Source organism: Sporosarcina sp. SAFN-015, from assembly GCF_051966875.1.
In the GTDB taxonomy this organism is placed as follows: Bacteria; Bacillota; Bacilli; order Bacillales_A; family Planococcaceae; genus Sporosarcina.
The window spans coordinates 39,047-63,041 of sequence record NZ_JBQCKP010000003.1; the positions used below are offsets into that span (position 1 = coordinate 39,047).

Consider the following 23,995-nt stretch of genomic DNA (forward strand, 5'->3'; position numbering starts at 1 on the left):
ATTTGAAAGGGCGGATATTTCATTTGGGCATAGTCATCAAACTCGAGCAGCTTCTCCCATCCAGACTTTCACTGTCGGTGCCGGATTTACACCAGCTCCACCGTCTTCCGTATGGAAGAACGGGTCACGGACTGACAAGCATTGCGCTTGATCACCGCCGGTAAGGAATTTCACCTTGCCCCGAAGTGTCGTTTTGATTTGACCGACTCAAACTTAACATACTTTTTAAATGGTTGCCAAATAAAATAATCCTAATAGCTGAAATTACAAGGTAGGTAACCTATAATGAAATGTAAAGAAAAGCGTTAAACGAGGATGTAAACTCAATGGATATCTTCGTGCTAGGGAAGAGGGATTGTTTGCTAATGACTGGGTCTATCCATCAACGGAAAGCAGAGCATATTGAAATCACGCTCAACGAAAAAGTGACGGGAAACCATATTACAACTGGACTGGAAAGGGTTCACTTCACTCATAACGCTTTACCTGAAATTAACTTTAATGAAATTTCCATTGAAAGTACCTTTATTGAACAAGTACGACCAACACCATTCATGATAAGCTCCATGACTGGCGGAGCTGCTTTTGCCGAAACGATCAACCGTAATTTGGCGCTTGCCGCTGAAGAAAAAGGGTGGATATTAGCATTAGGATCTATGCGTGCATTGATCGAAAGCGAGGAGCATAGAGCTTCATTCCAAGTGAGACAATACGCGCCGTCCGTTCCGATTATCGCCAATTTAGGCGCGGTTCAATTGAATTACGGATTTGGCATTGATCAATGCCGGCAAATTATTGAAATGACTGATGCTAATGCATTGGTACTTCACTTAAACAGCCTTCAGGAAGTTATTCAACCGAATGGAGATTTGAATTTCAAGGATTTATTAATGAAAATCGAGGCTCTATCAAAAGAATTGGAAGTTCCAGTCGGTGTAAAGGAAGTCGGTTGGGGAATCGACGGGGCTACTGCTAAAAAGCTGTGTGACGTCGGTGTGTCTTTCATAGACGTAGCAGGCGCAGGCGGAACATCTTGGAGTCAAGTGGAAAAATACCGGTCGACCGATCCTGTTAAACAGACTGCAGCTGAAACGTTTAGCGTTTGGGGCACACCGACAGTGGATTGTGTCGTTTCTGTACGTGAGAAGATCGGCGGGCAGTCGGTCGTTGCAAGTGGCGGCATGTCGACTGGCCTGGACGCTGCAAAAACAATAGCATTAGGTGCTAATATTGTCGGTTTTGGGAGATCAATCTTGAAAGAAGCGACACAAACTCCAGAAGATGTCATGAGAGTTATGGAAACGAAAGAATTAGAGCTGCGCATGGCTATGTTCGGCGTAGGCGCATCTACATTGGAAGAACTTCAAGCGACTGACAGAGTACAATATGTGAAAAGATGAATAGTTGAGAGACCACTTGCAAAAGCGAGTGGTTTTTTTAGTTGAAATAACATTCAGTTAATTAGTTGAAAATAGGAACATAAGTTTGTCTAATGGGTATAGACAGCATAAAAGGAGGAGTGGGTGGGATGGCGCGTAATCCGGGTATGACAGACGAAAAAATCATTGAACTTTATAAAAGCGGGTTGTCGTATGAAAAACTTTGCACTATTATTGGGTTGTCAGATCGTGGAATTCGTAATGTATTGATAAAGCATGGAGTCGAATTGCGTCCTATAGGACGTCGGCGCATTCATAAAGTGAACGAAGATTTCTTTAAAACATGGTCTCATGAGATGGCTTGGGTATTGGGATTATTTATTACAGATGGCCATGTGAATAGCAAAGTACATTCTATATGCTTATCGCAAAAAGATGAGACGATATTGATGAAAGTAGCAAAACTAATGGATGCGAATCCGACGATTGCTCAACCAAGCGGCACGAGAACAACACCGATGTTGATAATAAATTCAAAAACCATTAAGGAGGATCTAGAGCGGCTTGGTGTAACACCGAATAAATCACATAATGTACCTTTTCCTGACGTGCCAGATCAGTTCATGCCTGCATTTATAAGAGGTGTTATAGACGGAGATGGATGGGTGCAAAATCGAGGATATGTTATGAATATAACTACAGCGAGCGAATTGTTTGCAGGTGGACTTTTTACTGTATTTCAAAAATGGAATTTGCGAACGGAAATAACTTCAGAGGTTACACAATCTAAGAAAACCATTTACCGGGTCTGGGTAAAAGGAAAACAAGACCTTCCTAAACTAGCTGATATCATTTATGATGGAGCTGGTGATCTGTATAACAAGAACAAAAAAGTAAGAATGATTAAGCATCAATACACAGCTGAATTTGAACAAGCCATTTTAGAATTGGAGTGAAACAAATGTGGAAATTAGTTAACGGTAAATTACAACAAACTATTGATACAACTCGAATTGAATTCAGAACTACGATAAGTAAAGCATTGATAAATGAATTAAACAATTTAGCGGAAAGTCATGACACGCATATCAATTATTTATTGGAAAGCGGTTTTATCAACTTATTATCAAGTAATGATGGGATCTTATTTGATAAAAAGCAGCGACCAAAGGACCGTGAACATTATAAGACAACTTACGATAAAGAGCTTTTCGAAGAAATAAAAGAGTTGGCAAAGGAAAACAAACTTTATATAAACGATGTAATCGAATACAGCGCACAATTCATTGATGTAGAAAAAAGTAAAAATAAAGGTCATAGGTACAGAATAGAGGTATGATTAAATACTTAACTCAGTGCCGTGGCCATAATATATATTAGTGGAAGTTAAATATCACATTAAAGTATACTCATAACATTGAGACGAAACCGATTTTTTTTGATCATAAATAAACCTGCAGCGAATCATCAAATGATTTCGGCTGCAGGTTCTATTTTCGTTTGTTCCAATACGATATTTCTTCGTTTCATTTGAATAAAAAATAACAAAGTCATGCTGAGACTAATTAGACCGAAAATAATAACCATCACTTGTAATCCGACAATATCCAAAAATACCCCAGCGCTCAACAATACGAATTGGAACATGACCCTTTCTAACATATTACGGAACGAGAAAAATCGTCCATGGTATGCTTTTGGCATTTGTTTCTGAAAAATGACCATTGCTGTCGGGAAAAAACATCCTAATGCAAAGCCTAATACAGCAAATGCGCTCAGTGTCAAAACGATGTTAGCAGCAAAAAATAGCATGAATTCAGCAATTGCTACCATCGAAGCAAAGAAAAATAAAATAACCGTCGTCTTCCATTTTCGAGTAATGAATTTTACTGCAAAGGAACCGACCATGAAGGCAATTCCTTCAGCCGTATAAATTAATCCTTTAATCGACGAAGAGTCTTGTATTTCACTTATATTAATAACGATCAGATTGAATGAACCGAGAAATAATAATGGAATCATTGTCATAATTAGCGTCATACCAACAGCAGGATATGCTTTTAAGACTGGAAAAACTTCCATGAATCCACCTTTTTCACCGTCTTTTCTCCGGGAACTTGCACTCCCCTCCCCTTCATCGATTTTGAGCATCATCGTGAAGCCCAAAAGAGCTGCATAGGCAATCATTGACACCCAATACAACGAAGCCAATGACCAGTATACGAGCATGACCCCTGCCAGGGCTGTACCGACGACCCGAGCAACCGTTGCTACATTCATATGCAATCCATTCATCGTCAATAGATCGTCATCCTTTACGACAAGCGGGATTGCCGACTGCAGTGCAGGGAAATAGAAAGTTGCGGACAATTGAATTGAAATGATGAATGCTACCATCCACCAGACAGACCCTGTTCCAATAGCGAGTAACATGAATACAACGCTGACAAGCCTTCCAAGTCCTGCTACTATCAAGACTGTCTTTTTCCTCGATTGGTCAATAATACGTCCAGCTGTTGGACCAGCAATGATGCCTGCCAATAAACCGATTGATAATATGAGTGCTTTCACAAAATCCGATGGAATCTTCTCTTGTAAAAATTCCAAGTTTCCGATGATTCCAGTCCATAACCCGAGTCCGGCAATCATTTCACCTGATAAAATGATCCAAACGTTACGGTTTTTCCACATACTCATTCCCCATTATTCATTTTTATTATATATTTCGACTTTCGAATTATTATACGGTAAAATCGTAGAATTGTCACGGTAATCTTTACCTATAAATTGACCAAGAAAAAACGCCTACTGCAGATTTAATTCTGCTAGTAGGCGCATTCCGTTATTCCTTCGTTTCAGCCTCTTTATAGACTGTGATGACTTTTCCGTGTTTGCTTTCATCCACAAGTGAACTGCCATTCGAATAGCGATCGACGAGCCTCAACGATCCTGCCTCGACTGCGATTTTAGCATCTTTAGTTGTCAATAAGATTGTAGTATCGCTTGGTTTCACTAATTGACTGCCGACAATCCGATGCGGATTCGTTTTTAACTCTTTCAATACAACTACCCCACGCTGTGCCCTTGCTGCTGCCTCAAGTTCCTTCAATGCCATCCGCTTGACTGAGCCGCGTTGTGTGGCTATCAAGATGGATTCTGCTTCGTCGCGCACTACAAGCATGGATGCAAGCTTATCATTCGTTTTTAAATTAATGCCTTTTACACCCGCTGTCCGTACACCTGTAACCGACAATTCCGTAAGTGAGAAACGTAATCCATATGCCTGCTCGCTGAATAGGATGATATCTTCATCACCTGATACGAGCTGTACATCGACAAGGCGATCTTCTTTTTTCATGTTCATCGCCTTAAACGTCCGAGAATAACGTTGCACTTGGAAGTCCGACAGCTTTGATACTTTTACGTTTCCATTATCTGCAGCAGTGAGAACGAGTGTTTCGTCATCGAAGTTTTCGATACCGATTGCTGAGATAATTTCCTCATTCGATTCCAATGAGATGATGCTTGATATATGCTGACCAAGATCACGCCATCGGATATCAGGGAGTTCATGCACGGGCTGATACAAGTAATTGCCATGCGATGTGAACAATAGAAGGTGATGCTGCGTATTCATGACGGTTTCTAGCAGACTGTAATCGGACTCTTTCATCTCTTGTCCAGTGCCGTTTGACGCGCTATACGAACGGATGCTCGTGCGTTTCACATAGCCATCTTTTGTAACCGATACGACGACTTCTTCGCTCGGTACGAGGATATCAAGGTCCACTTTAATGTTTTCTATCTTCTCTTCAATGACAGATCTTCTTTGTTCGGAGAACTGTTTGCGTATTTCAAGTAGTTCCTTTTTAATGACCGAAGAAAGTTTTTTATCACTTTTCAGAATGGCGTCAAGCTGTTCAATCAACTTCCTAAGCTCTGCATCCTCTTTTTTCAGTTCAGTAATATCCGTATTTGTTAATCTGTACAACTGAAGGGATACAATCGCTTCCGCTTGCACTTCTGTAAATCCGAATTTCGATATAATATTATTTTTTGCATCGCGTTTGTCTTTCGATGCTCTAATCGTCTTAATCACTTCATCCAGGATAGATAGAGCTTTCATGAGACCTTCTACAATATGCAACCGGTCTTTCGCTTTTTGAATATCATACTCGGATCTTCTCGTAACGACATCCTTTTGGTGGTCGATGTAAGCATCCAATAGCATTGGCAGCGACATAAGAGTCGGCCTTCTATTTGAAATCGCTACCATATTGAAATTATATGTCACCTGAAGATCGGTGTTTTTTAATAAATATTGCAAAATGGCATTGCCATCCATATCCTTCTTCAGTTCTACGACAATCCGAAGCCCTGTACGATCGGATTCGTCACGAACGTCTGCAATACCATCGAGCTTTCGGTCTAAACGGAGTTCATCCATTTTCTTTACTAAATTCGCTTTGTTAACATCGTAAGGAATTTCGGTAATGACGATTTGTGATTTACCTGCTTTTAACGATTCGATTTCCGATTTAGCACGGATGACAAATCGGCCTCTTCCTGTTTCATAGGCCGTTTTGATCCCATCCGTCCCTTGGATAATTGCGCCAGTAGGAAAATCGGGTCCTTTTAAGACCGTCATCAATTCCTCAACAGATACATCCGAATTATCCATTCGCATGAGTACCGCATCAATGACCTCATGTAAGGCATGCGGCGGAATATCAGTCGCATATCCCGCAGAAATTCCTGTTGACCCGTTGACAAGCAAGTTCGGGAAACGGGAAGGCAATACGGTCGGTTCAGGCTCTGTATCATCGAAGTTTGGAATGAACTCCACCGTATTTTTACCGATATCACGCAGCATTTCCGCTGCAATCGCAGAAAGCCTTGCTTCCGTATAACGCATGGCAGCTGCTGGATCTCCATCCACCGAACCGTTGTTCCCGTGCATTTCAATCATCAGATGACGAAGCTTCCATTCCTGACTCATCCGCACCATCGCATCGTATACAGAAGTATCACCATGCGGGTGGTAGTTGCCGATGACATTCCCGACTGTTTTCGCAGCTTTTCTAAATGCTTTATCGTGAGTGTTCCCTTCATGGAACATCGCGTAAAGAATCCTTCTTTGAACTGGCTTCAATCCGTCCCTAGCGTCCGGAAGTGCCCTGTCCTGAATGATGTATTTACTATAACGTCCAAAACGGTCGCCTATTACTTCTTCCAAAGGCAAGTCCTGGTATCGCTCAGTTGAAGTCATTCAAAATCCCCCTCAACATGTAAAAATTCATTTTCCAAAATATTATGGTCCTCGGTGCCGAAATCGACGTTCGTTTCAATCCATTTTCTACGAGGCTCAACCTTGTCTCCCATGAGTGTGGTGACACGTCTTTCCGATTGTGCTCCATCCTCTATAGTGACGCGGATGAGTGTACGGGTTTCAGGATTCATCGTCGTATCCCATAATTGATCGGCATTCATTTCACCGAGACCTTTATAACGCTGAAGCATATAACCGCGGCCGATTTTTTTAATAGCATCGTCAAGATCGGCTTCGGTCCATGCATACTCGACTTGTTCCTTCTTGCCTGTCCCTTTTGAGACTTTATAAAGCGGAGGAAGTGCGATGAACACTTTCCCTGCTTCGATTAGCGGCTTCATATAACGATAGAAGAACGTAAGAAGTAGTACTTGGATATGCGCTCCGTCGGTATCGGCGTCGGTCATGATGATCACTTTATCGTAAGCGATATCATCGATCTGAAAATCTGCGCCGACCCCTCCTCCAATCGCATGGATGATCGTATTGATCTCTTCGTTCTTCATAATATCTTCTAATTTAGCTTTTTCGGTATTAATTACCTTACCACGCAAAGGCAAAATCGCTTGGAACGTTCTGTCTCGGCCCTGTTTAGCTGAACCACCGGCAGAATCCCCTTCGACAAGATAAAGCTCATTTTTTGAAGCGTTCCTCGATTGTGCAGGCGTCAGTTTCCCAGTAAGAAGTGTTTCCGACCTGCGGCGTTTCTTTCCGGAACGCGCATCTTCACGAGCCTTGCGCGCTGCTTCCCTAGCCTGCTGGGCACGAATCGCTTTTCGGATCAGATTTCCGCTTAGCTCGGCATTCTCTTCTAAGAAATAGAGCAGCTGTTGGGAGATAATTGCATCCGCTGCTGTCCTTGCTTCACTCGTCCCCAATTTCCCCTTCGTCTGTCCTTCGAATTGAAGGATCTCTTCAGGAATTCGGACAGAAATAATCGCAGATATACCTTCCCGGATATCTGAACCATCGAGATTTTTATCTTTTTCCTTCAATATGCCGGTTTTCCTCGCGTATTCATTGAATACGCGTGTCATTGCGGTCTTTGCGCCGGTTTCATGTGTTCCGCCATCTTTTGTTCGCACATTATTGACAAATGAAAGGATTGTCTCAGAATAGCCATCGCTGAATTGAAATGCAAATTCTACTTCAATACCTTCGGCTGTCCCTTCGAGATACGCAACATCATGCAGAGTATCTTTCTCTTCATTCAAATAGGAGATGAATGCTTCGATGCCGGTTTCGTAATGAAAAACATCATGCTTTTCAGTGCCTTCTTCTTTTAGGTCGATTTTCAAACCTTTCAATAGGAATGCAGATTCCCGCAAACGCTCGGACAACAACTCATATTGATATTTGATCGTTGAGAAAATCGCTGGATCTGGCTTGAAATGGATCAATGTCCCTTTTTCTCTTGTCGTTCCGATTTCTTCTAATGTAGTAACCGGTTTTCCGCCATTTTCGAACCGTTGTCTAAATTTCTTGCCATCACGAAAAATCGTCACTTCCAGCCACTCGGAAAGGGCATTGACGACTGATGCACCAACACCATGCAGGCCGCCACTCGTCTTGTATCCTCCCTGCCCAAACTTTCCGCCAGCGTGAAGAACGGTCAAAATGACTTCAACTGTCGGTTTTCCCGTCTTATGCATTCCGGTCGGCATTCCGCGTCCATAATCTCGTACACCGATGCTGCCGTCTTTGTGTATCGTAACGTCAATTTCAGAACCGAATCCAGCAAGCGCTTCGTCAACTGCGTTATCGACGATTTCATAGACAAGATGATGAAGCCCCCTGGAATCCGTAGAACCGATATACATTCCCGGGCGTTTCCTTACAGCATCAAGGCCTTCCAGCACTTGAATCGAATCATCATCATATGTGTAAATTTCTTCTTTCTTCGTCAAATCGCAACCCCCATCAAACGAATGTTCTCTTTTTCTTTATATACTATCGTATCGCTTCCTGTAAAGCTTGTCAAATCAACGTTTCAGGAAGCTCGCTCAATTAATTGTATAGAAGAAACCTCCTGAATGCAATGAGATGAGGAAAATCTAGACAATATGCTTATTACATTACTTGACACATTCCATTGTCGGTATTCATCTGTTCTGCTAAACTAAAATCACATATATACTCATTATAATAAAGGGGAGCGCCATGGAAATTATCATTCTTATATTAATCGCTTATTTACTCGGATCAATCCCATCTGCATTATGGGTCGGTAAACTGTTTTATGGAACCGATGTACGGCAGCATGGAAGCGGAAATCTCGGTGCCACGAACACTTTCAGGGTGTTAGGAAAAACAGCAGGTCTGATCGTTACTGTGCTCGATATTTTAAAAGGAACTGCTGCCGTGCTACTTCCCCTCTTGCCATACTTCAGTTCGGCAGAAATCCATCCACTTCTACTTGGTGTATGCGCAGTGATTGGCCATATGTTCCCTATCTTTGCGAAGTTCAAAGGCGGTAAAGCGGTTGCCACTTCGGGTGGTGTGTTGCTCGGATATAATTGGCCAATTTTTATTATCGTCCTGCTGACATTTCTCCTTGCTTTAAAACTCACGAAGATGGTATCCCTATCGTCTATGATCGTGGCAGTTGTTGGATTCATTTACTGCATTGCCTACTATGTATGGACAGGAGATATTTATCTAATGATCATCGTCGGGCTGATGGGTGTCTTCATTTTCTATCGGCATAGGGCGAATATTGCTAGGATCAAAGCTGGAACCGAGCCAAAAGTGAAGTGGTTGTAATACAATGGAAGCAACAACCGAAAGGCGTGATAAATATGAAAATCGTTTTATCGGATGATGCACTAAAATGGTTTACAGAAGAGATGGAAGCCGAAGCTGGTGATTATATTAAGTTTTTCGCCAGATACGGCGGGTCTAGTCCGCTGCATGATGGTTTCTCGCTCGGCATTATGAAAGAGTCGCCGGACGAAGTAGCGGTCGAGACAGAAATAGCAGGTGTTCATTTTTATATTGAAAATAGGGATTACTGGTTTTTCGATGAACATGACTTGCACGTAACTGTAAACCAGAAATTGAATGAACTTGTTTATACGTATGAAAAAGCGTGATGGCTCAGCCATCCGCTTTTTTTACGTCTAACCTTAAGCTTTGTGCTATTGTTGTTCCGTTATTTTCCTTTATAACGCTGTAATCTATTTGTAAAAAAGTCCAATAAATATAATGCTGGCTTGTAGTCCAGCATTGTAACATTCGAAGAGGCAAATATTCCCTCCATATCCCCTCTTTATTCCGTGATACTATCAATCTCAGGTAAGGCATTACTATTATTCGGAGGTAAATTATGAAACATAAACTTTTTTCAGCAGCATTACTCACATGTGTCACTGTCAGTTCTGTGGCAGTTCCATCATTCAGTCAACCGGAAGTAGTCTCTGCAGCTACGGTTACATCTCAGGCATCCCAGCAAGCAGTTGCTGCGAAGGCGGACCAATTAATTCAGACAGCTAAAAGCTTGATCGGTAAATCTACTTACAGCACGGAGGTGTACAAGCCTACATATCCGTATAAGTTTTCATGCGCGACTTTCCTTATGTACATTTTCGAGAAAAATGGCGTGGACCTAGCTACATACAATGAAGACTTCATGATGCAGCAAGGCACTTCGGTTGCAAAAGGACAATGGCAAAAAGGGGATCTACTCTTCTTCAGTAGTAAAGCATCGAAGATTCCAGATCACGTCGCCATGTATATCGGTGATAATAAAGTGATCCATATGGCGGATCCAAAACAGCATATTATCATTTCTGACCTAAGTGACAAACCATACTATACAGAGAGCTATATTGGTGCACGACGTGTGCTTCCTACTCTCATGTCGGCCAACCCGGCAACGAAGGGCGACAAAATCGTTGAACTCGCTTATGACATGAAAGATGAAGCGGTCATTGGGTCTGTCAATAATGAAAGTACAAAGAAATTTACGAGCACAGGATTCGTCAACTATATCTATAAAAACAATGGTGTCACATTGAATGCGTCCAACTTGAAAGATCTAAAAGCCAAGGGGGCGACAGTTTCCCGTTCCAACTTGAAGAAGGGTGATCTTGTCTACTTCGGCAGCTCGAAAGGCTCGACTATCCCATCGATAGTTGCTATTTATGCTGGTGATCATCGTTTGATCATTCCTACTACTGGCAAAGTCATTAGCCGGGTTGAATTTGTAGACTACTATAATGATCGATACATTACGGCAAAAAGGGTCTTCACGGACAATACGGCTTCTACTCCGTCTGTTTCCAAACCGTCAAATACAACGACTATGCCAACTGTGTCTAAACCGTCAAGCACGACTTCAACATCAGCTGCCGATAAAGTCGTCAATTTCGCAAACAGCCTAAAGACTAAAGCGAAATTCGGTTATGGATACAATGAAAACACTTTGACATTTACAGGTGCCGGCTTTACGTATTATGTATATACTAAGCAAGGAATCGATTTAAAAAGCAAGTTGGCAAGTCAGCAAGCACAAGCTGGAACAGCTGTTTCAAAATCTAATCTTCAAAAAGGAGATCTTCTCTTTTTCTCGTTAGATAATAAAAGAACAAAAATAAACCAGACAGGCATTTATATTGGTGGCAATCAATTTTTAAGCCTTTCCACTTCTGGCAAAGTAGTACAACAGAGCCTATCTTCCACATGGGCAACGCAGAACTTTGTGAAAGCGCGCCGAGTTTTAAATTAATATTAGAAAAGAAGCATCATAACGCTATGTCGTTAGATGCTTCTTTTTCATTTATCGCTTCAATGACTTTGCAAATTCAATCATGCCACGGCTAGACATTGGCCCTTTGATCAGCACAAGAGATTCGTCATCGAATAAATGATCCAATCGATTTCCGATTTTCTCTACCTTATCGAAAATCCTTATGTTTGCTGTACTACCGTCCCGCATCGCTTGCCTCGCTATTTCCTCTGCCTTCTTACCGATTGTAATGAGTGTATGGATGTTCCGTTCGGCAACTAAGCTTCCGATCTCTCGATGATATTTCTTTTCGAAATTCCCGAGCCTATTGATATCACCTAATATTAGGATGACCTTCTTCCCTTTCCCGATCGAATCAATCACCCTGAGTGCAGCTTCCACTGATGTTGGATTATTCGTCCACGTATCATCAATGACAGTGCAGCCGTTCTTCCCTTTCGAGAATTCCAAATGCCTGCCCATGTTTTGATATGTTCTCAGCCGTTGAATCGCAATTTTTAAATCCACTCCCATTTCGTGAACCGCAGCGAACGCCGCAAGTGCATTGCTTACTTGGTGCTCACCGTAGCCTGGAACAAAAGCGTTATATTCTTTGTCATTCGTATGGAGAATGAAGTCCATCCCGCCATCCCCATATGCGATTCGGGAAGCCCTGAAATCAGCTTTTTCATCAGGGCCAAAGTAAATTATTTTTCCCCGGAACCCATATATCTTCAACTTTTTACTGTTCTGGTCATCTGCATTTAATATGAGTGTGCCGCCATCCTTAATGCCTTCGATGATTTCTCCTTTGGCCTTTATATACCCTTCAAGATTTCCACACCCGTCCAAATGATGTACACCGATGTTCATAATGATTCCTATTGTCGGTTGATAAATCATGCATTGGTGTTTTATATTTCCTGAATTGCCGAGGCCATGTTCGAAAACAGCCGCTTTCGTATGTTCGTCAATTCCCATCAAGTATGGAAATGAACGTCTAGGTTCGTTTTTACTGCTGAGTGATGCATGGACATTCCACATGCCAGAGAGCATATGTTTGATCATATCTTTTGTTGTCGTTTTCCCACAAGTTCCCGTTATCGTTACAACCGGTATGTGAAACAGATTCCGATAGTAATCGATGAACTTCCAATAGCTTTGCACAAGGCTTGTCACTTGCATGACTGTCGTATTTGGCAACACGTCTTTCAATTCAATTGAGGACTTATCCGTGATGACAAGGGAAGGGCCTTTTTTATCGATCGCTACCCAGTTAATCTCATCCCCCTTGCTTGCAAAAAGAAGGGAATTTCGTTTCGTATGATCATGGCGCTTATAATAGATGGCATCTTCCACTTTCCAATTTACAGGTCCGGTAATGATTTTTCCTCCGAGTACTTTCCTGATGTCGTTGACAGCTATCGGCTTCATTGCATTTCCTCCCTTCCATTGAATTTCGATCAGTCACTCTTTTTATGTTTCCTTATATAGTAAGAAACCTTTTCATGGATTTCATTGTTGCCAAACATGTAAAGCATAGATAGAGAAGGAGCATAATTCCCTTCAATCACCCATACCGCCCCTTTGCTATCGATTCCAATGTCAAATCCGATAATCGAAAGTCCTCGATTATTTTTACAAAGGCTTTTAGACGCCCTTTTGCAAACTGTTTCAATCCATTTAGCACATCGTTCAACTGAAATATCACTTTCCACTTTGGATAATGCATTTTCTAATGTTAGCAATTTACTTGCCCGGTTTGAGACAAAATAATCTTTCGCCGCCACTTTCACAACCGTCCCTGAAACAATCCATTTGCCTTCATCGAATTGAGTGATGACCCGCACATCAAATGGATTTCCATTGATTTCTGTAAGCGAAATGCGCTGTTGAACAATATAATCTTTTTTTGATAGATATAGTTCATATATATATTTGTAAAGTTGATCAAAATCATCTTTGAATGTTTTGTTTTGCTTCTCATGCACCTCGAAAGTCATATCTTCTGTTATCGATAATTTTACGATTCCTCTCCCTTGTTGCCCTACACATGGCTTGATGATCACCTCTGGGTAGGTGTTCAAATAGAAAAGCAATGTCTGTTTTGTGCATAGTTCAGTAGCTGGCAAGAATGGTCGTAAAGACTTTTTTTGATGAAGTGAATGGTATTGACTCCATTTACTATTGCGTTCATGTAAAACTGCATCAGTAAGCCAAAACTTTTCGGCTCCATATTTAGCAATTTCTACAACGATTGTTTGGCAGCTTGAATAAGCTGCGCCTAAACGTTTTGCTGTATTTAGCAAGAAATTATTTAACTTCCATTTGAAAAACAGTGAATCTTGAACGCAGTTATCATTTACAGAAGTACTATGGACGATTTTCCAGACGGCTTCAGGGGATTTTCTGTGAAGGGTGAAACGGCATAGGCAGAGAGTGGAAGGATTCATTGGGATAGCTTGAATAATGTAAAATTTTTTTATGCAAACTTGTTCGCGTAAATAATCGTATATTTCCTCTTTGTTACTAAAACGTAAAACTTGATCTCCTGTTTTCAATTCAATCGCATCAGTTACTGAAATGAGGACTTCTTGCGCCCCTATTATCGGTTTGATAATGAAGTAATTGTGAGTGGCGAGAAAACTGTAGAACACCTCTTCAGAAAATAGCTTTGTTTCCAACAGATGCATTGATAAATTAGATTCTGATTCCAACACTTCTTGTTGACCATAACGACCCCGAATCCCCTTCACAGACTACCCTCCTTTTACGTTTATCTGAAAGAGCTGGAACCCCCGACCGAGATCGGGAGTCCAAGGATTATCAATCAATCATCATTGCAGCCGAGTGCCATTATTGAACCTTGTGCAACCGGAGCTGCACCATTTTGATTGAAGAAACCAGTTATGACGAAACTTTGTACGATGTCTACGTTCGCCGAGGCGACTTGGTCTCTGAATTCAGCTGTGAATGGAAACTGTACACCGTTAATAAGTCCCGTTCCGGTGACGGTCACTTCACAGTTTTGACCTTCTCTGTCACAATCTACGGAAGTGATTGAATTAGCCTTAAACGTGAAGCTGTTCACACCTCCCATCGTTTCAGTGTCAACGAACTCTAAGGACAATGTTGACGATTCAAGTCTCGTTGCACATACGTTCGCCATGTACGTCAAATTCCCTTTTACAGTGCCCATTTGTCCATTGAAACGAACATTATTCCTTCTCGAGACCGCGTTGACTATTACACCACAAGGACATTCCATACCCATAATGCTATCCCTCCTTTCTATTTGAACTACTTCTACTATATTGATAAATGAAAGGAGACGGCTTGGTGTTTGTCCCAAATCGGGTAGTTAAAATATTTTCGAATAGATCGATTCAAGTAGATGGCCTATCAATTTTCCTATCCGCCCGCATATTCTTTTTTCTTAATAGGGTAGAGAGTTTTTTAATTGCTTCACTGAACATATCACCCTTAACGAGCACAAGTGAATCCTCTGTTGCCGCTTTTTTTAATAATTCAAATGCGAGAATATGATTATTGAATGAATGGACTTCCATTGCGACTCCCTTTTTAGAGACGGTATCTGCCATTATTTTTGCATGCTTACCAATAGTAAGAAGCATATCGATTTTGCTTTCTGCGATAATTTCGCCTGCTCTTTCATGAATCGCATATCCCCAAGAACCAAGGTCGGTTATTGTTCCAATGACAGCAATTTTCTTTTTAGAGGGTTCTACTGCCTGCAACACATTTAATGCCGCCTGCAATGAAGTCGTAGTAATGCTCCATGTATCATCGATGATCGTTGCACCATTAATCCCATCCACTAGCTGCAATTGTTTATTGAGCGTCTGAAAAGTCCTCATCCGGACCGCGATTTCGGCAAGCCCCATGCCTATTTGGTGGGCTGATGCAATGGCCGCCAGTGCATTGTAAATCTGGTGTTCACCGAGACCTGGCACGAGCATTCTGTATTTCTTTTGCAGATGTTCGAGCGTCATATACATGCCTTCGGATGAAAAGCATACATCACTTGCTTTGAAATCGCATTTAGAATGGATGCCGATTGTTATAATCTTTCCATTGAAGCTTTTCAAATCTAATTTCTTCGTATTTCGATCATCCGCATTAATAATGAGAGTTCCATCTGGTTGTAGGGCGTTGCACATTTCTCCTTTTGCAGCGATATAGCCTTCTAAGGTTTTACAGTAATTAAGGTGATGTTCGCCGATGTTTGTGATAATCCCGATTGTCGGTTTCAAATAGGCTGCTGCATTTGTAATATCCCCCGGTGCGCCGACCGCCGTTTCAAACACAGCTGCTTCTGTCGTGTCATCCATTCCGAGCAAATAGGACAAATGTGCGGTGCGTGAATTATTTGTACTGTTTGTATGAGCGACTTTACGACTAAAAGATAATAGATGCCGAATCATTTCCTTTGTCGTCGTTTTCCCGGAAGTCCCTGTTACGGCGATGACAGGTATATTGATAGAGGCTCGGTAGTTGTTGATGAACTTCCAATAAGATTCTTCTAGATTTTCAACTTTAATGACTGTTACATCCTCGGTTCTTCCGCTTACTTCCAAATCCCGGTCTGTCACGATTGCTATCGGATAAAAAGGCTGCAGCCTTTCCCATCTGACAATTTTTCTACTCAAAAATAATATCGTATGGGTATGCCTTACTTGTTTTAATCGGTAAGCTCCGTGTTGTATAAGCAGATCATCTCTTCCGTGCATCAATTTACCACTTATGATTTTGCGGATATATCCTGTCGTGAGAGGTTTCATGTAGTTCACTCCCTTCCCCCTTTTCTATTGTATGCCCCTCCTATTGAAGAGCCTGTACGAAAAACCTGCGTATAAGAAATCGACGATAGTTACTGACCTATAGATGTATAACCATGTACATAAACTATTCGGTCATAACCTATATAGAGTTGTCTTATATGAAGGAGTGGACTTGTTGAAAACGATCATCTTTATTGGTACAAATAAATCGGGTTCGAGTAGAGAAGCAATCAGGGCTGCCGAACGTCTCGGCTATTATACAGTGCTATTTACAAATAATGAAAAGCAAATTAAGCAACGAAATGAATATGTAGACGTCCATGAAATGATATTCGTCGACACGACTAATCTGGCTGCGATGCAAAAAGAGATCCGTTCTTTAAAAACTAAAGGAAATGAGATTATGACGATCGCCAGTTTTGTCGATTCGAATGTTGGTCGTGCTTTGAAACTATGTGAGGAGTTCTGTCCGAACGGTACATCTTCAAAAGCGGTAGACATTATGGAAAACAAAGCAGGGACAAGGGCTTCATTAAGCGGGCTGCCCTATTCACCTAAACATATAACAATAACCCCTAACGCGACGTTGGATCCAGCATTATTAGAAACCTTGCCTGATTTCCCCTTAATAGTGAAATCAGCTTCATCAACGGGGTCAAAAGATGTTTTACAAGCTGCCGACTTGGAGCAGCTGAAGCGTCACATTCGAAAATTGAAAGAAAAGGATCCATTGGAATCGATTATTATAGAGGAATTCGTCGAGGGAGATCAATATCTAGTAGAAGCAATTGTCCATGAAAAGAAAATTCATATTGCAGGTGTCATTCAACAGGAAATCACGTATGGCAAGCGTTTTATCGTAACTGGGTATGGCGTATTTGCGATTGTGCCGAAGCCATTAAACGATAGCATTATGAAAGTGCTTGAATCCATCGTCGAGCAATTTGACATCCGAAATGGAGCGATGCATGTTGAAATGCGATTGACGGAAAATGGATGGCGTCTTATAGAAATCAATCCAAGGATTTCAGGCGGGGCAATGAACAATATGTTGAAAGCTGCTTTCGGTTTCGACTTAGTCGAAGAAACGTTAAAATTATATTTAGGAGAAAAACCTTCATTAATCCAAAAGCATCGATATTTTGTATTCACTCAGTATGTCATTATCGATCAAAAAGGGATTTTGGAAAAAGTGACTGGTAAAAAAAGGGCAAGAAATTCCCCTGGTGTCGTGGAAGTTTATGTGAAGCCGAAAAAAGGGACACAACTCATGCCGCCACTGTCAATGGGTCACCGATACGCATACGTAATTGCTAAGGGTGGAACGATGGAAACTGCAAAAGCATTGGCGAAAAAGGCTGCTGAACAAATAAAATTTCACTTACAACAATAGAAGAAAGGACTCCTGCAAAAACGGAGTCCTTTCTTTCGTTCAACTATAGTTTTGATCGATGAATTTCACGGTTTCAAACATATTTGTTTTACTGGCTCCTTTAATAAGGATAGTATCATCTTTTTCAATCAGTTTTGACAGCAAGGCATGCAGCTTCTCGCGATCCGTGAAATGAAAAATCTTATCTGCAGCCATTCCTCTTTTTAAAGCTTGGGCACCGATTTCCTCCGTACGGAAACCGTAAGTGATTAACACATCAATCCCCTGCTGCTTAATATATTCTCCGAGTTTCCGATATTCCTTTTCCCGTATATCACCAAGTTCCCTCATTTGGCCAATGATGGCGATCTTTCTATGTTTCGCAAGATTGACAAGTACGTCGATTGCTGCTCGGACCCCTTCTGGATGGGAGTGGACGGTGTCGTCAATCATGGTAATATTATCTTTGCAATTATAGATTGTTAATCGGCGTGGCGGTTTTTTGAAAATGAGACCTGTTTTAATTTCCATTGGTGAAAATCCTAATTGGTCCGCTATCGCAATTGCTGATAATGCGTTATACACATGATGTTCACCGAAAATTGGGATGAACAACTCTACTTCCTCATTGCGAAGCTTCAATTTAAAGCTCATGCCTTGGTCCGTGTATTGGACATCATATGCACGATAATCCGCTTGCCTTTGAATACCGATCGTAATAGTCTTTCCTTTGAAATTCTGGGTTTCCAAAAATCGTGAATTGTCGTTGTCACGATTGAGGCAGAGCACTCCATATTGATCCATTCCATGAATTAATTCGGACTTTGCTTTTGCAACTCCCCTTGGATCTCCGTTGAAGTTTCCGACATGCGCCAATCCAACATTCGTCACTATCGACATATTGGGCTGGATGATCCGGCAATGCTCGGTAATAACACCCGGATAGGCCATGCCGTATTCTAAGACAACTGCCTGATGGGAGGAATTGATCTCTGCAGCATGCTTTTTCGTATGTTCCGTCGTATTCCAATAATCTTTCGATTCGAAGACATTCCATTTCTTTGATAGGATGGATGATAGGAATGCTTTCGTCGTTGTTTTTCCCGCGCTTCCGGTAATGGCGATGATTGGCGTTTCTATAGCTTTGGCAGCTTTTTTCTGCTTTGCTTCCTTGATTTTCAGCTGGATCGCTTTTTGGTTTTTAGCCAAATACATAGCATACTTAATTGTGTTTTTGACAACGTCCAACTCCAAATAAAATGCCGGTGGACAGCCCGGACGCCAGTTCACTTCATAGATCCATAGCTTCCGTTGTTCATCCATACCGACGTCGACTCCTATTTCATCGATCATTTCACCGAATTTCTCCATTTGCAATTCATCCAAGTGCTTTGCTAACGATAATGAAAAGAACTCCAGTTTCTTTCGAATGTTGAATGCCTCGTCTTTGAATTCATGCTCCAAAAAAGGATCTAAATAGTTCGTGTAGCCGCCACTATTGATGTTCGCAATAATGGAACCTTGAGGTGCGATCCGTGGATAAATTGTTGTAATGACCCATTCGCCATTGCCATCTTTTTGAACATGTAGTCTGAAGTCAAAAACTTGCCCTGTCTTCGTCACCGATTGAATGTACGGTTGGACGATGAATGTCTCTTTCGATAATTTCTGTTTGATGAATCCATTTAATTGTGATTTTCCGTACGTCCTGTTCGTACCTTCTCCTTTGACAGTGAAACGTCCTCCTTCTTGCACAATAAAAAAAATCCCTTTTCCTTTCCGTCCATCGATCGGTTTGAATACTACTTTTTCAAAGGCGGTTATAAATTTGAAAAAATGATCAGCATTCTTCACGACTTCAGTAGGTATTAAATAGCTAGCAAAATCTTTTGCTTCTTTCAATCGGCGGCTGACACTCCATTTATTGCCGATAGAATATGTTGTAAAAGGTATTTCTTTTCTCAATTTATCGATTATCTCTTTCGACTTCGATAATTTCTCTGGACTCCCCGCATTGTAAATGACATTAGGAAATGGCATGACTTTCGATTTCCATTCACCTTTTTCGTACACTTGTCCCTTGATTGTACGATTCAAAAAGTTCACTTCCCCGGGCGAGAAATAGTAAAATGTCGCTCCTTCCGCTTGCGCTACCGATGCAAATGCATATGCTTTCATGACCGTTTCCGGATCCTTCCGATGATGCAGCATGCCTATAATCGTCATTAAAATCCCCCTTTACTCGTATTGACGGTTCTCTCTAGTACATTCATGCGCATATGAAGTGATAAGGACAAGAGCTTACATGTGATAGATTTTGTTTTCCTATACTAGGATTTCGACTCGATAATCGGCAATGGACGATCTACAAGTTCGTGAGATAGCGGGATGATTTCTCTGAAGCTGCAAAGTTTTACGAAGATGAAATCGGAAGTTTTTTTAAACGCATAGAGATGCTCTTCAGTAAGAGGAGGGTGACCTTTCAAATCGACTGGTTGGAGTAACGATAATTGCGCAATGCAAGTTTCTACAATAATTTTTTCCAATCTAAAATAGGGCGTGTTGTATCCGTTCGTCATTGCGGTGAAAGGGGTGGATTGCTTCGTGTGCAGCATGAAGGGGATTGTGTCTTTCGATTCAGACATATAAATGAAACGAAATCCTTTGCCGAATTCCGCAAGTGATTGTTGCTCTTTCCATAAATCTTTCATCTCTTCGCATAAGTTGCACCGTTTCAACTGAACCCCTCCTTTTTTCCATCCTTTAAAAAGGTTCCAAATAGAATTTGATTAACTTGACCGCGTGTTCTGCTCGTTCCTTTGCCACTTCTGAAGACTCGCCAACCGCCATCACATAACCATATCGATTTCCCATTGACAATGGCGGCATTAAGCTTGAACCAATCGACGGTTTCACTTGGACATCTACAATTCCCGTGCATAGAGCGGCATGTTCGACTCCATCAATCGCTAATAAATATCCTGTACTGTTGACCGTTATATAAGTGGTGTGGACAGACATCTGTTTCCTTCTTATTAAATTCGGCTCTTCCCCAACATAAAGTTGGATCGTTTCTTGAACGAGATTTATACGAAAAGCTTCTTCAATCATGCGATTCATCGCACCGCCTGAAATTCGGGGATTCAGTTCTATCAGTTTCCAACCATCTTGAGAAAGACGCATCTCAAAATGGCATGCCCCATGATGAAGGCCTACTTCTTGAACAATGCTATTGACCGTCCTCCATAAACATCTATAATCCGCTTCATCCATCGTCGTAACAACATCGTACGCAGTGACAATAAATGAGTAATTATGACTGATCTCCTGCTGAATAATGGCAACGATAATCGGAGTAGCTTTTACGACGACGACTTCGATAATATATTGAGGTCCTTCTATGAATTCTTCAGCAAGAAGCTGCCTGCCTGGTAATCGATTTGTTAGTCTCTTTACAGCTAGTTCATAACTCTTTTCATTTTCAATGAAATAAACATCTTTTGACCCGTTAGAAAACGGATTTTTTATAATGAAAGGATATTTCATAGTAGGTCGTTTAGTTTTTTCTGTAGAGATTATTTCAAAATGGCATGAGGCGCGATTGTTTTTCAATGCAAGACGAGTCGTCATTTTATCCTCCATTAACTGCAATGCCCTATAGGAAATGGCAGAACCACAAAATTCATTGGAAAGTTTCGCAGCCGTGGAAACATATGGGTCTACAAAGCTGATGATTGCTTTAATGTCGAGACCTGAATGTATGATTTCGACAATGCGCTTCCGAACTATATCTTCTTCCAATGTTTGCATATAGATGAGTTGAACGTCTTCAAGCTGTCTTCGTAAAAATGATTTTCGGTTCGTTATCAAAATCACCGCATGCCCTAACCGACCAGCAGCCTCTAATGCGTCCATGCTCGAACCTGTTGTAGATGATCCGATAAACACAATTGCCCCCATTATTTCATCCTTCCATGAAGACAATCCTCTTCTTTCAATTGTATGCGAATATACAATCATGCTTTAGGCAAATAAAATAAGCATGAAGGGCTATCCCTCATGCTCATCCAATAGGTTGAATCGATTTATTTGCTCCATCAAACCAGCATCAAGCAATGCTTGCAACTCTGTTTTGCCGAAAAGATCGAAGTGAGGATAATCTTCACGATGGTCAATCCATTCAGGCTTCAACCCGTATCTTTTTCCCCATTCGATTAATTTAGCAAGATCTGTACAACCCGCCTTCGTTACCGTTTTACAGCCCGGGAAACGATCATCGAGCCAATAGTGGGTGAGAAAAGCGATTTCTCCAGCTAGGACCGCTTCTTTCCACGCTTTCAATTCGGCGCGATTAATACCGAACGCCATCAGTCTGTCACCCGGCAGATTTCCATATATTTGGCATCCCATTCAGGATCGATTTTCCGCAATGAAACCGGTCTAAAACTGTCCTTTTTCACTAAAATATGTTCGGAAGTGGCGGTTGCCGCGACGGTCCCATCCTCATGAAGGATTTCGTAGCCGTATACAGTCCGTAGTTTCCCATGGGACTCTACCCAAGTACGAACGGTTGCTTTTTGCCCATATCTCATGGCCGCCTTATATTGAATGGATAAGTCAATAACAGGGGAAAGATATCCTTCGGCCTCGAGACCGGCGTATGTAAAGCCTAGATCTTGAATAAGGCTCGTTCGGCCAATTTCCATCCATACTAAGTAATTGGCATGATAGACAACGCCCATCTGGTCCGTCTCCGCATAACGGATCTCCACTTCTTTTTCGCTGACAAACACTGACACTTTCATCACCTCTGTTGACCATTATACAAAAGAGGAAGGAATATTGCTGTTTGTGTAACTTGATACGGATAAAAGTAATAATAGATCTTTATGAAAAATCATCAATGATTTCTACAACCTCAATTTCCCCATTAATCAATAGCTCGGGAAGTTCACTAATCACATTGCCCTTCCAATATTCTTTTGCTTGGGCAATTTTTCGAGCGAAAGGCACGCCATCTTCTTTTGGCAGAAGGTTGGCATCCCCTTCAAAGCAACTTCCTTTCACTCGCAATTTAACAATCTGTAAAACGTTTCGATTATAGGAGTCGAACAATTCTTTCCACTTTAATGCGTCAGCGTATGTTTTGGCAGCGTATAAGCACGATAATCTGGAAGGATAATGGGGATACTCTTGTAATCTCACCATTTCTGTTATTACTTCTCTAATGGCTCTGATCGTTTGGCCCGTATATCTGCTAACCACTTCGGCATCTGCCTTATTCAAATGTAAGCCGTCACTTGTATAGTGACCTTGTAAGATCTGTAAAGCGTCCTCTCCTTGAGAATTCACTAGTTCCTTTTCAAAAAAGAAGCGATACAATGTGTTGTGTTGATCATACTCAAAGTTGATGATCTGTCCAAGTTCCAATATCTTATTCGTGACGAGATGGTATGCAAATAGTTCATCTTTTCCCTCTGACTGTCCCGATGCAGTAACGCTCTCTAGACTATTCAAAGTTCTTTTTACAAAAAGATTAAATTCTTCCTCTTCCTCAAAAAAAGGATAATGATTGCTATGTAAAAACGAGGTGAATTGAGCATTTGGAAGGCACTCTGCTATTTCAACACCGAATTTATGCGGGCATTGGGCATCGTATTTACCTGCGTATATGTAAGCCGGCAAGTTGATTTGCTTCAAATCTTCCCTGACATCATACGTCTTGCAGTCCACTTTTCGGAAATACGTCAATCGATCCCCGACTGTTTTGCCACTATTCGGCTTCTGAAAAGCCGACTCCATTTTCTCCTCATAATGAAAAGACATCAAATTCCATTCACGGCCTAAAGCTCGTCTTTCCTCCAATGCTACATCCGGAGTATCCAGTCGATTCATTATGTCAACGATGCGTTCGAAGTTCGGATTTTCCCTGCAATAAATACTGCCTGGATCCGCACTATATTCAACGCTTGCCGCAGCTCCGCCAGCGATGATTTTCGTTAAAGAATCTTCTCTCATGACAGCATACACAAGAGCTAACATGCCTCCTGTCGAATGTCCCGCAAATCCCCATTTCGGTAATTGGAGTGCTTCCCGTATCGCTTCCAAATCCAATACGGATTCTTTCATACTATATTGCTCTTCTGATTGTGCTCCAATCGATTTACCCGCTCCACGCAAATTGATAAGATAGACATGATAATGATCCGTAAATGGATTCGCGAACGCATTTCCCCGTTCATCGTATTCGCTGTATAGATGAGTGACGGCTAATGGCTCGCCTTCCCCTTTTTCAAAAATTTCAAAAGTCCCTCGTACTGTTTCAACAAAACGTTGTACCCACATATTAAAGCCCCCATAATTCTATATTTTCTAACTATAGTTAAT

20 protein-coding genes, 1 pseudogene and 1 riboswitch are annotated in these 23,995 nt (G+C 41.4%); of the genes and pseudogenes, 7 read left to right on the top strand and 14 right to left on the bottom strand.

Translation table 11 applies throughout. The features are described 5' to 3' along the window. Nucleotides 1-44 precede the first annotated feature (44 nt). A riboswitch (FMN riboswitch) is annotated at nt 45-192 on the bottom strand. Nucleotides 193-365: 173 nt separating this feature from the next. From fni to ACTHPA_RS05985, 3 genes are all read left to right on the top strand, one after another. Continuing rightward, nucleotides 366-1,400: a type 2 isopentenyl-diphosphate Delta-isomerase gene (gene fni, locus ACTHPA_RS05975; protein ID WP_440499644.1), complete on the top strand. Its 1,035-nt coding sequence runs from the start codon at nt 366-368 to the stop codon at nt 1,398-1,400. A gap of 128 nt (nt 1,401-1,528) precedes the next feature. Beyond that, entirely contained in the window at nt 1,529-2,335 is an 807-nt protein-coding gene (locus ACTHPA_RS05980; protein ID WP_440499258.1) for an LAGLIDADG family homing endonuclease, read from the top strand. Between the two features lie 5 nt (nt 2,336-2,340). After that, nucleotides 2,341-2,718: an rRNA methyltransferase gene (locus ACTHPA_RS05985; protein ID WP_440499259.1), complete on the top strand. Its 378-nt coding sequence runs from the start codon at nt 2,341-2,343 to the stop codon at nt 2,716-2,718. 128 nt (nt 2,719-2,846) lie between these two features. On the opposite strand, the gene ACTHPA_RS05990 is transcribed toward ACTHPA_RS05985, so the two are convergent. The 3 genes from ACTHPA_RS05990 to parE form a co-directional block, all read right to left on the bottom strand. Continuing rightward, nucleotides 2,847-4,070: an MFS transporter gene (locus tag ACTHPA_RS05990; protein WP_440499260.1), complete on the bottom strand. Its 1,224-nt coding sequence runs from the start codon at nt 4,068-4,070 to the stop codon at nt 2,847-2,849. Nucleotides 4,071-4,221: 151 nt separating this feature from the next. After that, nucleotides 4,222-6,648: a DNA topoisomerase IV subunit A gene (gene parC / locus ACTHPA_RS05995; protein WP_440499261.1), complete on the bottom strand. Its 2,427-nt coding sequence runs from the start codon at nt 6,646-6,648 to the stop codon at nt 4,222-4,224. Beyond that, nucleotides 6,645-8,615 carry a DNA topoisomerase IV subunit B gene (parE, locus tag ACTHPA_RS06000; protein WP_440499262.1) on the bottom strand — a complete coding sequence of 657 codons (1,971 nt, stop codon included), beginning with the start codon at nt 8,613-8,615 and terminating at the stop codon, nt 6,645-6,647. Before parE ends, parC begins: the two co-directional genes overlap by 4 nt. A gap of 253 nt (nt 8,616-8,868) precedes the next feature. On the opposite strand from parE, the gene plsY reads away from it, so the two are divergent. From plsY to ACTHPA_RS06015, 3 genes are all read left to right on the top strand, one after another. Continuing rightward, nucleotides 8,869-9,471 (top strand): glycerol-3-phosphate 1-O-acyltransferase PlsY, encoded by a 603-nt coding sequence (gene plsY, locus ACTHPA_RS06005; RefSeq protein ID WP_440499263.1) that lies wholly within the window; start codon nt 8,869-8,871, stop codon nt 9,469-9,471. 35 nt (nt 9,472-9,506) lie between these two features. After that, nucleotides 9,507-9,800: a HesB/YadR/YfhF family protein gene (locus tag ACTHPA_RS06010; RefSeq protein WP_440499264.1), complete on the top strand. Its 294-nt coding sequence runs from the start codon at nt 9,507-9,509 to the stop codon at nt 9,798-9,800. A 233-nt stretch (nt 9,801-10,033) separates the two neighbouring features. Further along, nucleotides 10,034-11,434, top strand: a complete 1,401-nt coding sequence (locus tag ACTHPA_RS06015; RefSeq protein ID WP_440499265.1) for a C40 family peptidase — start codon at nt 10,034-10,036, stop codon at nt 11,432-11,434. Between the two features lie 51 nt (nt 11,435-11,485). Here the strand turns inward: ACTHPA_RS06015 and ACTHPA_RS06020 are convergent, their stop codons facing one another. The 4 genes from ACTHPA_RS06020 to ACTHPA_RS06035 form a co-directional block, all read right to left on the bottom strand. Then, nucleotides 11,486-12,868, bottom strand: a complete 1,383-nt coding sequence (locus ACTHPA_RS06020) for a UDP-N-acetylmuramoyl-tripeptide--D-alanyl-D-alanine ligase (RefSeq protein WP_440499266.1) — start codon at nt 12,866-12,868, stop codon at nt 11,486-11,488. A gap of 29 nt (nt 12,869-12,897) precedes the next feature. Then, a complete protein-coding gene (locus tag ACTHPA_RS06025; protein ID WP_440499267.1) occupies nt 12,898-14,190 on the bottom strand; it encodes a YheC/YheD family protein in 1,293 nt (430 codons plus the stop codon). A 74-nt stretch (nt 14,191-14,264) separates the two neighbouring features. Beyond that, nucleotides 14,265-14,708 carry a hypothetical protein gene (locus ACTHPA_RS06030; protein ID WP_440499268.1) on the bottom strand — a complete coding sequence of 148 codons (444 nt, stop codon included), beginning with the start codon at nt 14,706-14,708 and terminating at the stop codon, nt 14,265-14,267. 112 nt (nt 14,709-14,820) lie between these two features. Further along, nucleotides 14,821-16,236: a Mur ligase family protein gene (locus tag ACTHPA_RS06035; protein ID WP_440499645.1), complete on the bottom strand. Its 1,416-nt coding sequence runs from the start codon at nt 16,234-16,236 to the stop codon at nt 14,821-14,823. A gap of 175 nt (nt 16,237-16,411) precedes the next feature. Between ACTHPA_RS06035 and ACTHPA_RS06040 the strand changes: the two genes are divergently transcribed. Then, nucleotides 16,412-17,629, top strand: a complete 1,218-nt coding sequence (locus tag ACTHPA_RS06040; RefSeq protein ID WP_440499269.1) for an ATP-grasp domain-containing protein — start codon at nt 16,412-16,414, stop codon at nt 17,627-17,629. 39 nt (nt 17,630-17,668) lie between these two features. On the opposite strand, the gene ACTHPA_RS06045 is transcribed toward ACTHPA_RS06040, so the two are convergent. The 7 genes and pseudogenes from ACTHPA_RS06045 to ACTHPA_RS06075 form a co-directional block, all read right to left on the bottom strand. After that, a complete protein-coding gene (locus ACTHPA_RS06045; protein WP_440499270.1) occupies nt 17,669-19,834 on the bottom strand; it encodes a YheC/YheD family protein in 2,166 nt (721 codons plus the stop codon). 104 nt (nt 19,835-19,938) lie between these two features. Then, complete coding sequence (locus ACTHPA_RS06050) at nt 19,939-20,346, bottom strand: CotY/CotZ family spore coat protein (RefSeq protein WP_440499271.1); 408 nt, start codon at nt 20,344-20,346, stop codon at nt 19,939-19,941. 25 nt (nt 20,347-20,371) lie between these two features. Continuing rightward, nucleotides 20,372-21,592, bottom strand: coding sequence for an ATP-grasp domain-containing protein (locus ACTHPA_RS06055; RefSeq protein WP_440499272.1), 1,221 nt, complete (start codon nt 21,590-21,592; stop codon nt 20,372-20,374). A gap of 66 nt (nt 21,593-21,658) precedes the next feature. Next, on the bottom strand, nt 21,659-21,976 hold the full coding sequence (locus ACTHPA_RS06060; protein ID WP_440499273.1) for a hypothetical protein: 318 nt from the start codon (nt 21,974-21,976) through the stop codon (nt 21,659-21,661). Then, entirely contained in the window at nt 21,976-22,401 is a 426-nt protein-coding gene (locus ACTHPA_RS06065) for an acyl-CoA thioesterase (RefSeq protein ID WP_440499646.1), read from the bottom strand. The genes ACTHPA_RS06060 and ACTHPA_RS06065 overlap by 1 nt, the downstream gene beginning before the upstream one ends. Nucleotides 22,402-22,495: 94 nt before the next feature. Beyond that, nucleotides 22,496-23,125, bottom strand: coding sequence for a DUF2441 domain-containing protein (locus tag ACTHPA_RS06070; protein WP_440499647.1), 630 nt, complete (start codon nt 23,123-23,125; stop codon nt 22,496-22,498). Then, a pseudogene (locus tag ACTHPA_RS06075) lies at nt 23,123-23,953 on the bottom strand (alpha/beta fold hydrolase); the annotation flags it as partial. The gene ACTHPA_RS06070 and the pseudogene ACTHPA_RS06075, both read right to left, overlap by 3 nt. Between the last annotated feature and the right edge of the window lie 42 nt (nt 23,954-23,995).

Bases quoted from the DNA above. Each gene is read 5' to 3' on its own strand.
- fni (WP_440499644.1), top strand. From the start codon at position 366: ATGACTGGGTCTATCCATCAACGGAAAGCAGAGCATATTGAAATCACG.
- ACTHPA_RS05980 (WP_440499258.1), top strand. From the start codon at position 1,529: ATGGCGCGTAATCCGGGTATGACAGACGAAAAAATCATTGAACTTTAT.
- ACTHPA_RS05985 (WP_440499259.1), top strand. From the start codon at position 2,341: ATGTGGAAATTAGTTAACGGTAAATTACAACAAACTATTGATACAACT.
- ACTHPA_RS05990 (WP_440499260.1), bottom strand. From the start codon at position 4,070: ATGTGGAAAAACCGTAACGTTTGGATCATTTTATCAGGTGAAATGATT.
- parC (WP_440499261.1), bottom strand. From the start codon at position 6,648: ATGACTTCAACTGAGCGATACCAGGACTTGCCTTTGGAAGAAGTAATA.
- plsY (WP_440499263.1), top strand. From the start codon at position 8,869: ATGGAAATTATCATTCTTATATTAATCGCTTATTTACTCGGATCAATC.
- ACTHPA_RS06010 (WP_440499264.1), top strand. From the start codon at position 9,507: ATGAAAATCGTTTTATCGGATGATGCACTAAAATGGTTTACAGAAGAG.
- ACTHPA_RS06015 (WP_440499265.1), top strand. From the start codon at position 10,034: ATGAAACATAAACTTTTTTCAGCAGCATTACTCACATGTGTCACTGTC.
- ACTHPA_RS06020 (WP_440499266.1), bottom strand. From the start codon at position 12,868: ATGAAGCCGATAGCTGTCAACGACATCAGGAAAGTACTCGGAGGAAAA.
- ACTHPA_RS06030 (WP_440499268.1), bottom strand. From the start codon at position 14,708: ATGGGTATGGAATGTCCTTGTGGTGTAATAGTCAACGCGGTCTCGAGA.
- ACTHPA_RS06035 (WP_440499645.1), bottom strand. From the start codon at position 16,236: ATGAAACCTCTCACGACAGGATATATCCGCAAAATCATAAGTGGTAAA.
- ACTHPA_RS06045 (WP_440499270.1), bottom strand. From the start codon at position 19,834: ATGACGATTATAGGCATGCTGCATCATCGGAAGGATCCGGAAACGGTC.
- ACTHPA_RS06060 (WP_440499273.1), bottom strand. From the start codon at position 21,976: ATGGCGTTCGGTATTAATCGCGCCGAATTGAAAGCGTGGAAAGAAGCG.